Here is a 13,075-nt window from a genome sequence, read left to right as displayed (position 1 = left end):
CGCCGCTGCGGCGGGCCGCGGCCGCGAGCGGCGGTGGACCGAAGGGCGACGGAACCTGGGCCGACCGCACCGGCGCGCTGCCGGAGCCGGAGCGGACCCAGGCGGTGGCCGAACTCGTACGGACCACGGTGGCCACCGTCCTCGGCCACGCCACCTCCGTGTCGATCGACGCGGGCCGGGCCTTCAAGGATCTGGGCTTCGACTCGCTGACGGGCGTGGAGCTGCGCAATCGGCTCGGCTCGCTCACCGGGCTGCGGATCCCGGCCACGGCCGTCTTCGACCACCCGTCGCCCGAGTCGCTCACCGCGTACCTCACCGGCCTGCTGCCGGGCGGCGGCGGCACCTCNNCTGTGGGAGCTCGTCGCCTCCGGCGGGGACGCCATCGGGCCGTTCCCCTCCGACCGGGGCTGGGATCTGGCCGGCCTCTACGACCCGGACCCGGATCACCTCGGCACCTCGTACACCCGCGAGGGAGGATTCCTCTACGGCGCCGCCGAGTTCGACGCCGAGTTCTTCGGCATCAGCCCGCGCGAGGCGGTGGCGATCGACCCGCAGCAGCGTCTCCTCCTGGAGACGGCCTGGGAGACCTTCGAACGGGCGGGCATCGACGCGGGATCGGTGCGCGGCAGCCGGACCGGGGTGTTCGCGGGCGTGATGTACAACGACTACAGCGCGCGGCTCGCCAGGACTCCGCAGGAGCTGGAGGGGTACGTCCTCACCGGCAACACGGCGAGCGTGGTGTCCGGCCGTCTGGCCTACACCTTCGGCCTGGAGGGGCCGGCGGTCACGGTCGACACGGCCTGCTCGTCCTCGCTGGTCGCCCTGCATCTCGCGGCGCAGGCGCTGCGGAGCGGTGAGTGCGATCTGGCGCTGGCCGGCGGGGTCACCGTGATGGCCCGGCCGGACACCTTCGTCGAATTCAGTCGGCAGCGCGGGCTGTCCGCCGACGGCCGCTGCAAGTCCTTCGCGGCGGGCGCGGACGGGACCGGCTGGTCGGAGGGCGTCGGGCTGCTGCTGGTGGAGCGGCTGTCGGACGCCGAACGGAACGGGCACCAGGTTCTCGCCGTCGTCCGGGGTTCGGCCGTCAATCAGGACGGCGCGAGCAACGGTCTGACCGCCCCGAACGGTCCCGCGCAGGAGCGGGTCGTCCGGCAGGCGCTGGCGAACGCCGGGCTTACGAGCGCCGATGTGGACGCCGTCGAGGCGCACGGCACGGGCACCCGGCTCGGCGACCCGATCGAGGCACAGGCGCTCCTGGCGACGTACGGGCAGGACCGTCCGGCCGACCGGCCGCTGTGGCTGGGGTCGCTCAAGTCGAACATCGGGCACGCGCAGGCCGCCGCCGGGGTCGGGGGCATCATCAAGATGGTCGAGGCGATGCGCCACGGCGTCCTGCCTCGCACGCTGCACGTCGACGAGCCGTCACCTCACGTGGACTGGTCGGCGGGGGCGGTACGGCTGCTCACGGAGCGCCGGGAGTGGGCCGAGGACGGGCGGCCCCGGCGGGCGGCGGTGTCATCCTTCGGTATCAGCGGCACCAACGCCCACGTGATCCTGGAGGCTGTCGCCGAGGCTCCTGCCGACAGCGCGGCGGCCGACGCCGTCCAGGACGGCGGTCCTGTGCTGCTGCCGCTGTCCGCGCACTCCCCCGAGGCGCTTCGGGCCCAGGCCGCACAGCTGTCGGACCACCTCGGCAGCCGGCCGGACGGTCGCTGGCACGCCGCCGCGCGGGGCCTGGCCGCCGGGCGGGCCGCCTTGGCCCACCGGGCGATCGTGCTCGCCGAGGACCTGCAGGGCGCCGCGGCGGGGCTCGCCGCGCTTGCGGCGGGACGTGAGCATCCGTCGGTGGTACGGGGGACGGCGACCGGCAGGGCACGGACCGCGTTCCTCTTCACCGGACAGGGCAGCCAACGACCCGGCATGGGACGCGAACTCTACGACACCTACGAGGAGTACGCGGACGCCTTCGACCAGGTCTGCGCGGCCCTCGACCCCCACCTCGACCGACCCCTCAAGAACATCGTCTTCACCGATGGCGAGGACGAAGGCAACACCCTTCTCCACCTCACCCAGTACACCCAGCCCGCCCTCTTCGCCCTCGAAACCGCCCTCTACCGCCTCCTCACCGCCTGGGGCATCACCCCCGACCACCTCATCGGACACTCCATCGGCGAATTCACCGCCGCACACATCGCCGGAGTCCTCTCCCTCGACGACGCGGCCCAGCTCGTCGCCGCACGCGGCCGCCTCATGGGCAGCCTCCCGACCGGCGGCGCCATGACGGCCGTCGAGGCGACCGAGGACGAGATACTTCCCCACCTCGCCGGGTCCATCGGCCTGGCCGCCGTCAACGGCCCGCGTTCCGTGGTCGTTTCCGGTGAGGAGGACCAGGTCGCCCGGATCGCCGACCACTTCGCGGCCCAGGGACGGCGCACCCGACGGCTCACCGTCAGCCACGCCTTCCACTCCCCCCACATGGACCCGATCCTCGACACCTTCCGGACCATCGCCGGCGGACTCGCCTTCCACCCACCCAAGATCCCGATCATCTCCACCCTCACCGGCACCCTCGCGACCACCGAGGAGCTCACCTCACCCGACTACTGGACCCGCCACATCCGCGAAACCGTCCGCTACCACCAGGCCGTCGAGACCCTGCGGGGTCTGTCCACGGCCCTCACCGTCGAGGTGGGCCCGGATGCCGCGCTCACCGCGCTCACCCCGGGCACGGTGCCCGTGCTGCGTCGCGACCGCGCCGAACGCACGACGTTCCTGACCGCGCTCGCCGGCCTGCACACGCAGGGCGTGCCCGTCGAGTGGGCGGCGCTCCACGGGGCCGACGATCCGAGTGACGCTGGCGACCTGCCCACCTATCCCTTCCAGCGGCAGCGTTTCTGGATGGAGGCGGCACCGGGCGTCCGCGGCGGCGCCGCGCTGCTCGGACCGGCAGTGGAACTGGCGGAGGGCCGGGGGCTGTTGTTCTCCGGCCTCCTCGATCCGAACGTCCTTCCCTGGCTCGCCGACCACACGGTCGGCGGTGCACCTCTCGTTCCGGGCAGCGTCTTCGCCGAACTGGCCCTGAAGGCGGGCGAGCGGGCCCAGAGTCCGGTGGTGGACGAGCTCACGCTGGAGGCCCCGCTCCTCCTGCCCGCCACGGGTTCCGTCGCCCTGCAGCTGACCGTGGACGCTCCGGGGGCCGGTGGCCGCCGTCCGTTCGCGGTGCACGCCCGGGCCGACGAGGAGGCCGCCTGGGTTCGCCATGCCTCCGGGGCCCTGGTGCCCGAGGAGACGGTCGTGAGCGCGCCGGAGCGGGCTTGGCCGCCCGCCGGAGCGGCCGCGATCGACGTGGAGCAGGTGTACGGACGCCTCACGGAGCTCGGTTACGGGTACGGGCCCGCCTTCCGCAATCTCACCGCGGCCTGGCGCGACGGAGAGAGCCTCTTCGCCGAGGTGCGGCTGCCGGTGGAACGGGAGGGGGAGGCCGACGAGTTCGGTCTGCATCCCGCCCTGCTGGACGCGGCCCTGCACCTCCTTCCGGTCCGGGACGACGACTCCGCCGAGGTGGTCCTGCCCTTCGCGTGGACGGGCCTGCGCCTGCACGCCACGGGTGCCACCACGCTGCGGGTACACCTGGCGCCGGCCGGGAAGGGCGCGGTGGCCGTGGTCTGCACCGATCCCACGGGCGCGCCGGTGGCCACCGCCGAGGCCCTGGTCCTGCGGCCGCTGCCGGAGGGCACGCGGGCCGCCGCGCCCGCCGTCGTGCTCCCGCTCTACGCGGTGGAGTGGACGGCCCCGCGTCCGGCTCCCGCGCCGGACGCGGACCTGGCCGCCGCGGACCTGGCGGCCACGGACGCGGCGGCCGCGGACCTGGCGGCCGCGACCGAGACCGTGTTCGTCGGGACGCACGACAGCCCGCGGGCTGCCGCCGGGCGGGCGCTGACCCTCGTACAGGAATGGCTGGCACAGGAGCGGCCGGTGGGAGCGCGGCTCGCACTGGTCACCGAGAACGCGCAGGCGGCCGGTGCGGGCGAGAGTCTGCCCGGGCTGCCGGCCGCGGCCGTCTGGGGGCTGGTGCGGACGGCGCAGAACGAGCACCCGGGCCGCTTCGTCCTGGTCGACACCGACGGGAGCGAGGCGTCGGCCGCCGCGCTCGACCGGGCGCTCGGCTCGGGAGAGCCGCAACTCGCCCTGCGAAGTGGCGAGATACGCGTACCGCGTCTGGCGGCGGTACCGGGGGCCGAGTCCGCTTCGCGGCCGTTGCGGACGGACGGGACGGTCCTGCTCACCGGCGCCACCGGCGCGCTGGGCGCGCTCGTCGCCGAGCACCTGGTCACCGAGCACGGCATCAGGCATCTGCTCCTCACCAGTCGGCGTGGAGCGGACGCGCCCGGGGCGCGGGAGCTCACCGACCGGCTCGCCTCTCTCGGCGCGCAGGTCACGCTCACCGCCTGCGACACCGGCGACGCCGGCGCTCTGGGGGCGCTCCTCGCCTCCGTGCCCGCCGACCGTCCGCTAGCCGCCGTCGTCCACGCGGCCGGGATCCTCGACGACGGCATCCTGGAGGAGCTCACGTCCGAGCGGCTGGACGCCGTGCTCCGCCCGAAGGCCGACTCCGCGTGGCTGCTGCACGAGCTGACCCGTGACCGGGACCTGGACGCCTTCGTCCTCTTCTCCTCCGTCACCGGGGTGACGGGTACGGCGGGTCAGGCGAACTACGCCGCCGCCAACGCCTACCTGGACGCTCTGGCCCAGCACCGGCAGGCCCTGGGGCTGCCCGCCGTCTCCCTCGGGTGGGGCCTGTGGGACACGGAGGCCGGCATGGGCGGCCGGCTCGGCGCGGCCGACCTCGCGCGGCTCGCCCGTACCGGCATCGCGCCCCTGACCACCGGCGAGGGGCTGCGGCTCTTCGATGCGGCCCTCGGCGCGTCGGGGGCGGGCGGTTCTGCGGCCGGCCCGGGACGGGCGGCGCTGGTCGCGACCCGATTCGCCCTCCGGGCCTTGGAGAACGCGGCCTCCCTGGACGGCCCGGGTGCACGGAACGGCCCGGGTGCCGGTGCCGGTGCCCTGAACGGCGGGTCGATACCCGCCCCGCTGCGCTCCCTGGTACGCGTGACCCGGCGGCGGGCCGCCGCCGGTTCGGCGCCGGGCGCGGGGGTGGTGGATCTCGCCGCGAAGCTGTCCGCTCTCTCGCGGCCCGACGCGGAGCGGGAGGTGCTGGATCTGGTACGGGCGGCTGCCGCGACCGTGCTCGGGCACTCCGGCGGTGACTCCGTCGCGGCCGGGCGGGCCTTCACCGACCTGGGCTTCGACTCGCTCGCGGCGGTCGACCTGCGCAACCGGCTCGGTGCGGCGACGGGGCTCCGCCTGCCCACCACGCTGGTCTTCGACCACCCCACCCCGGCCGCGCTGGCCGGACAGCTGGTGACCGAGCTGCTGGGAACGGACGCGGGAGCGCGGGAGCGCGAAGGAGGGCTCGTCGCCCCGCGTGCCCTTACGCATGAAGGGGAGGACCCGATCGCCATCGTCGCGATGGCCTGCCGCTTCCCGGGAGGGGTGAACTCGCCCGAGGAGCTGTGGCAGCTGGTCGCGGACGGCACGGACGCCGTGTCCGGCTTCCCCGCCGACCGTGGTTGGGACCTGGCCGCGCTCTACGATCCGGAGGGCTCGCGTCCGGGCACCTCGTACGCCCGCGAAGGTGGATTCCTCCACGGGGCGGCCGACTTCGACCCCGAGTTCTTCGGGATGAGCCCGCGCGAGGCGCTCACCACGGACCCGCAGCAGCGGCTGCTCCTCGAAACCGCCTGGGAGGCGTTCGAGCGGGCCGGGATCGACCCGGAGGAGCTGCGGGGCAGCCGGACCGGCGTGTTCGCGGGCGTCATGTACAACGACTACGGGGCCAGGCTGCACCAGGCCGAGCAAGCCCCGGAGGGTTTCGAGGGGTACCTGGTCAGCGGCAGCGCGGGCAGTGTGGCCTCGGGCCGGGTGGCGTACACCTTCGGTCTCGAAGGTCCCGCCGTCACCGTCGACACCGCCTGCTCCTCCTCTCTGGTCGCCCTCCACCTGGCGGCCCAGGCGCTGCGGCAGGGCGAGTGCGATCTCGCCCTGGCGGGCGGCGTGACCGTGATGGCCAGCCCGGCGACGTTCGTCGAGTTCAGTCGGCAGCGGGGTCTGTCGCCCGACGGGCGGTGCAAGCCGTTCGCCGCGGCCGCCGACGGCACCGGTTGGGCGGAGGGCGCGGGGCTGCTGCTGGTCGAGCGGTTGTCCGACGCCCGTCGTCACGGCCATCAGGTGCTGGCCCTGGTCAGCGGTACGGCGGTCAACCAGGACGGCGCGAGCAACGGTATGACCGCGCCCAGCGGCCCCTCGCAGCAGCGGGTGATCCGCCAGGCGTTGGCGGCCGCCGGTCTCACCGCCGCGGACGTGGACGCGGTCGAGGCGCACGGCACGGGCACCCGGCTCGGCGACCCGATCGAGGCACAGGCGCTGCTCGCGGTCTACGGCGCGGATCGGCCGGAGAGCGACCCGCTTCTCCTCGGGTCGGTGAAGTCCAACATCGGGCACACGCAGGCGGCGGCCGGGGTCGCCGGAGTGATCAAGTCGGTGATGTCCATGCGGCACGGCCTGCTGCCGAGGAGCCTGCACATCGACGAGCCGTCCCCGCACGTCGACTGGTCGGCGGGCGCGGTACGGCTGCTCACCGAGCCCGTCGCCTGGCCCGAGCGCGGCCGGCCCCGGCGCGCCGCCGTGTCCTCCTTCGGGATCAGCGGCACCAACGCCCACGTGATCCTGGAGCATGCCGCCGACAGCGTCGACCACTTCGGCGCGGTCGAGCCCGTCGAGGCGGGCGAGGCGGGCGAGGCGGGCGAGTTGGCCGGGGAAGCCGTTCCCGACACCCGGGATCGCCTCCCGGCGGTGCCGTGGCTGCTGTCGGCGGGAACGCCCGACGCGCTGCGTGCCCAGGCCGAGCGGCTCCACGCGTACGTCGACGGGCGCGTGGAGCCGGACGTCGCGGCCGTACCGGCCGCCTTGGCGACGGGCAGGGGCGCTCTGCGGCACCGGGCGGCGTTCGTCGCGGGCGGACGCGAGGAGGCCCTGGTCGCGCTGAGGCGCCTGGCCGAGGGGGACGTCTCGCGGGCGTCGGTGCGTGAGGTGCCGGCCGATCCTCCCCGTATCGCCTTCCTGTTCACGGGGCAGGGCAGCCAACGGGCCGGCATGGGCCGCGAACTGTACGAGAGGTACGAGGTGTTCGCCGAGGCCTTCGATGCCGCGTGCGCCGCTCTCGACCCCCTCCTCGGCCGCCCCCTCAGGGACATCGCCTTCGCCGAGGACGACGGTCCGCTGAACCGGACCGAGTTCACCCAGCCCGCTCTCTTCGCGCTCGAGACCGCGCTGTACCGGCTGTTCGCGTCCTGGGGCATCACCCCGGCGTACGTGGCGGGCCACTCCATCGGCTCCGTGGCGGCCGCCCATGTGGCGGGCGTGCTCGGCCTGGCCGACGCGGCGACGTTGATCGCCGCACGGGGCCGGCTGATGCAGGCCCTGCCGCCGGGCGGCGCCATGGTGGCGCTCGCGGTCGACGAGGAGTCGGCGAGGGCTCTGCTGACCGGGCACGAGTCCGTCGCGGGTGTCGCGGCGGTCAACGGGCCGCGTGCGACCGTCGTGTCCGGTGCGGAGGAGGCTGTACGGGAGATCGAGGCACGGGCAGCGGACTCGGGTGCGAAGACCCGTCGCCTGACGGTGAGCCACGCCTTTCATTCGCCGCTGATGGAACCGATGCTGGAGGAGTTCCGCGAGGTCGTGGCGGGGTTGGAGTTCCACCCGTCGGCCATTCCGCTGGTCTCCGACCTGACCGGTCGGCTCGCGAGCGCCGAGGAGCTCGCCTCTCCCGAGTACTGGGCCCGGCACATCCGCGAGACGGTGCGCTTCGCCGACGCGCTGGGCACGCTGCGCGACGAGGGCGTGGACGTGTTCCTGGAACTGGGCCCGGACGCGGTGCTGTCCACGATGGCCGCCGATACGCTGCCCGACGCCGTCCTGGTGCCTTCCCTGCGTCGCGACCGAGCGGACGGGGTCGCGCTGCCCGAGGCGCTCGGCGGGTTGTGGACGGCCGGGGTCCCGGTGGACCGGGCGGCGTACTTCGGTGGGCGGGGCACGGCCGCCGCCCCCGCGCTGCCGACGTATCCCTTCCAGCGCGCCCGGTACTGGCTGGACGTGCCGGCCACGAGGCACACGGACGTCGACGGGGCCGGGCTCGCCGAGGCGGACCATCCCCTGCTCGGTGCGGCCGTCGAGCTCGCCGACGGCTCCGGACTCGTGCACACGGGGCGGCTCTCGCCCCGCGAACATCCCTGGCTGACGGACCACACCCTGCTCGGTGCGGTCGTCGTCCCGGGCGCCGCGCTGCTGGACCTGGCCCTCTACGCGGGGCGGGCCTCCGGAACGCCGGAGGTGGCCGAACTGGCGCTGCACGCACCTCTGTTGCTCGCCGAGGACGGCGCGGTGCAGTTGCAGCTCACCGTGGGGGCGGCCGACGAGGAGGGGCGGCGGCCCCTCGGCATCCATGCGAGGGAGGCCGGGACGCGGGGCCCGTGGGTGGAGCACGCCTCAGGCGTACTGGCGCCTCCGACCGCACCGGCCCCGGTGCCGCGTTCGGATGCGGCCTCCGCGGCCGAGCCGCCGTCCGCCGCCTGGCCGCCGGCCGGCGCGCAGCCGGTCGACGTCTCGTCCGCCTACGAGGATCTGGCACGGCTCGGCTACGCCTACGGGCCCGCCTTCCAGGGCCTGCGAGCGGCCTGGCGCCGGGATGAGACGTGGTACGCCGAGATCGCCCCGGTCGCGGAGGCGGACCTCCCCGGGAACGGCCACGGCTTCCTCGTCCATCCCGCCCTGCTGGACTCGGCGCTGCATCCGCTCGCGCTCGAAGGCCCTGGGGAGACAGGGGGCCTGCGGGTGCCCTTCTCCTGGGTCGGCGTGCGGGTACGGGGAACTGCGGGGACGGGCGTCCTTCGGGTCACGCTCACCCCGGCCGGCGACGATCGGACCCGGCTGCTCCTCACGGACGACACCGGAGCTCCCGTACTGTCCGTCGACGCTCTGACCGTACGGGAGACAGATCCCGAGCGGCTGCTGGCGGCGGCGGGCCGTGGGGCGGGCGGAGTCGCCGGCGGTGGGGCGAGCGACGGGAGCACGCTGCTGCACCGCGTGGACTGGGTGCCGTTGCCGGAGACGACGTCCGGCGTCGCGAACTGGGTGCCGTACGACGAGGCGTCCGCCGACACCCCGTACGCGGTGCTCGCGGCGGCGGCGGCGGACACGTCCCCGTACAGCATGGTGGAGACTCTGCGCGGCTGGCTGGCCGACGAACGTTTCACCGAGGCGCGGCTCGTCGTCCTCACGCGCGGCGCGAGTGCCGTACGGGCGGACGAGCCCGTCACGGGTCTGGCGCAGTCGCCGCTGTGGGGGCTGGTGCGGACGGCGCAGAGTGAGCACCCCGACCGGTTCGTCCTCGTGGACACCGACGGGAGCGAGGCGTCCCAGGCCGCGCTCGGCCGGGCCCTGGCCGCGAACGAACCCCAACTCGGTGTAAGGGACGGGCGATTGTACGTTCCACGGCTGGCGGTCCTGCCTCGACCGGAGCCGCGCTCGGGTGTGCTGCGGACGGACGGTACGGTCCTGCTGACCGGCGCCACCGGTGCGCTGGGCGCGCTCGTCGCCGAGCGCCTGGTCACCGCGTACGGCATCACACGTCTGCATCTGACCAGCCGGCGCGGACCGGATGCTCCCGGCGCGGCGGAGCTCACCGCCCGGCTCCGGTCGCTCGGCGCGGAGGTCACCCTGACGGCCTGCGACACCAGTGATGCGAGGGCGCTGGGTGAGCTCCTCGCCGCCCTTCCCGACGCGTACCCGCTGACCGCCGTCGTCCATGCCGCCGGTGTCACCCGGGACGGCACCCTGGGCTCCCTCACGCAGGCGGACCTCACCGAGGTGCTGCGGCCCAAGGTGGAGGCGGCCCGGCTGCTGCACGAGCTGACCCGGGAGCGCGACCTGGACGCGTTCGTCCTGTTCTCCTCCGTGGCCGGCCTCATCGGCAACCCCGGTCAGGCCAACTACGCCGCCGCCAACACGTACCTCGACGCGCTGGCCGAGCACCGGCACGCCCTCGGCCTGCCCGCCGTCTCGCTCGCCTGGGGTCTGTGGGACACCGAGGCGGGCATGGGCGGCCGGCTCGGCGCCGCCGACCTCGCCCGTATCGCCCGGACCGGCATCGCCCCGCTCACCACCGACGAGGGGCTCCGCCTCTTCGACGCGGCCCTGCTCGGCGACCTTCCCGTCGTCGTACCGGCCAGGGTGGACACAGCGGCGCTGCGCCGGACCGCCGACCCGGCGGGGATCCCGGCCCTCCTGCGGGGTCTGGTCCCGCCACGACGGAACGTGTCGATGTCCGCGCCCTCGACGTCCGCAGCGGCAGCGGCGGCAACGGCGGCCGGGCACGCGCCGGAGGGGACGGGCGCGGGGAACGGCACTCCGCCCTGGGTGCGCAAGCTCGCCGAGGCGTCCGCGGCCGACCGGCCCCGGATCGCCCTGGATCTCGTACGGGTGACCGTCGCCGACGTACTCGGCCACCCGCCGCACCACCCCGTGCCCGTCGACCGCGGGCTGCTCGACCTGGGCTTCGACTCGCTCACCGCGGTCGAGCTCCGCAACCGTCTCAGCGCCGAGACGGGTCTGCGGCTGCCCACGACCCTGCTCTTCGACCAGCCGACGGCGAGTGCGCTCGCCACGCATCTGCTGGGGGAGCTCGCGTCCCGCCTGCCGGGCGGCGCCGCGACGGCCCTCGCCCGGATCGACGAGCTGGAGGCCGCCGTCGGCGACGGCGACCTGAGCACCGAGGCACGCACACGTGTCGCCGACCGTCTCGCGGCGGTCCTGGCCCGCCTCCGTCGCCCCGGCGACGCCGCCCGCGGCACGAAGGGCGAGGGCACGACGGCCGACGGCACGGCTTCCGACGCCACGGCATCCGAGGACACGACCACCACCGCACTTGTCGACCAGGCCACCGACGACGAGCTCTTCAAGCTCATCGACGGCAGCCTCGGCTCCGAGTGACCCGCACCAAGAGGAGAGTTGACGTCGTATGACGAACGAGGACAGGCTCCGCGACTACCTCAAGCGTGTGACCGCCGATCTGCTCCAGACGCGGGAACAGCTGAGCCAGGTGGAGGCCGAGCGGCACGAGCCGATCGCCATCGTGGGCATGGCCTGCCGCTACCCGGGCGGTGTGCGCTCGCCGGAGGATCTCTGGCGGATCGTCGCCTCCGGTACGGACGCCATCTCGCCCTTCCCCGAGAACCGCGGCTGGGACACCGCCGGCCTGTTCGACCCGGACCCGGAGCGGACCGGGAAGACGTACGCGCGTGAGGGCGGTTTCCTGCACGACGCCGACCAGTTCGATCCGGCGTTCTTCGGGATCAGTCCGCGGGAAGCCGTCGCCATCGACCCGCAGCAGCGGCTGCTGCTGGAGACGGCGTGGGAGACGTTCGAGCGGGCCGGCATCGACGCCCGTACGCTGCGTGGCTCGCGCACCGGAGTGTTCGCCGGGGTGATGTACGGGGATTACGGCGGCCGGATCCGCAAGGCGCCGGACGGCCTCGAGGGGTACATCGGCACCGGCAGCGCGGGGTCGATCGCCTCGGGCCGACTGTCGTACACCTTCGGCCTGGAGGGGCCGGCGGTCACCGTGGACACGGCCTGCTCGTCCTCGCTGGTCGCCCTGCACCTGGCTGTCCAGGCGCTGCGGAACGGCGAGTGCGATCTGGCCCTGGCGGGCGGCGCCACGGTGATCGCGACGCCGGGACTGTTCGTGGAGTTCAGCCGACAGCGTGGGCTGTCCGCCGACGGCCGGTGCAAGGCGTTCGCCGCGGCGGCGGACGGGACCGGCTGGGGCGAGGGCGTCGGGCTGCTGCTGGTGGAGCGGCTGTCGGACGCCGAACGGAACGGGCACCAGGTCCTCGCCGTCGTACGGGGCTCGGCCGTCAACCAGGACGGTACGAGTGGTCAGTTGTCCGCTCCGAACGGCCCCTCGCAGCAGCGGGTGATCCGGCAGGCGCTCGCCGACGCCGGCCTGACGACCGCCGACGTGGACGCCGTCGAGGCCCATGGCACGGGCACCCGGCTCGGTGACCCGATCGAGGCGCAGGCACTGCTGGCGACGTACGGGCAGGACCGTCCGGCGGACCGGCCGCTGTGGCTGGGCTCGCTCAAGTCGAACATCGGCCACACCCAGGCGGCGGCCGGCGTCGGCGGCATCATCAAGATGGTCGAGGCCATGCGCCACGGCGTCCTGCCCCGCACCCTGCACATCGACGAACCGTCCCCTCATGTCGACTGGTCGACGGGGGCGGTGGAGCTCCTCGCTCAGGAGGTGGCGTGGCCGGAGCAGGAGCGGCCGCGGCGGGCCGCGGTCTCCTCGTTCGGCATCAGCGGAACCAACGCCCACATCATCCTGGAGCAGGCCGGCGGGGCGGTCGGGGAGGACGGGGGCGGCGATGACTCCGGTTCGTCCGGAGCTCCGTGGGTGTTGTCGGGGCACAGTGAGGCCGCGCTCCGGGATCAGGCGCGGCAGCTGCGCGCGTATGTGACCGAGCATCCGGACACCGAACTGGACGCGGTGGCCCACGTCCTGGCGACGGGGCGCGCGCACCAGGACCACCGTGCGGTCATCACCGCCACGGACAGGGAATCGCTCGGTGACGCCCTCGACGCACTGGCCCAGGGGGCGCCGCACGCGAGCCTGGTCCAGAACACGGTGAGTCCTCTGGGCAAGACGGTGTTCGTGTTCCCCGGCCAGGGCTCTCAATGGGACGGCATGGCCCGCGAACTCCTGGCCACCTCACCCGTCTTCGCCGAACACCTCACCGCCGCATCCGACGCCATCAAGGAACACACCGGCTGGAACCTCATCGACATCCTCACCGGCCAGACCAACACCCCACCCATCGACCGCGTCGACATCATCCAACCCGCCCTCTTCGCCGTCATGACCAGCCTCGCCGCACTCTGGCAACACCACGGCATC

Annotated in this window: 1 protein-coding gene and 1 pseudogene; both read left to right on the top strand. The window is 74.3% G+C overall.

The features are described 5' to 3' along the window. Positions 1-11,106 (top strand): annotated as a pseudogene (locus J7E93_RS36460) (SDR family NAD(P)-dependent oxidoreductase); the annotation flags it as partial. 28 nt (positions 11,107-11,134) lie between these two features. Beyond that, positions 11,135-13,075, top strand: a 1,941-nt coding sequence (locus J7E93_RS36455; RefSeq protein WP_215074333.1) for a type I polyketide synthase, incomplete at its 3' end; no start/stop codon positions are given.

This window comes from Streptomyces sp. ISL-36, from assembly GCF_018614205.1.
Taxonomy (GTDB): Bacteria; Actinomycetota; Actinomycetes; order Streptomycetales; family Streptomycetaceae; genus Streptomyces.
This window is presented reverse-complemented; position numbering and strand designations above follow the sequence as displayed.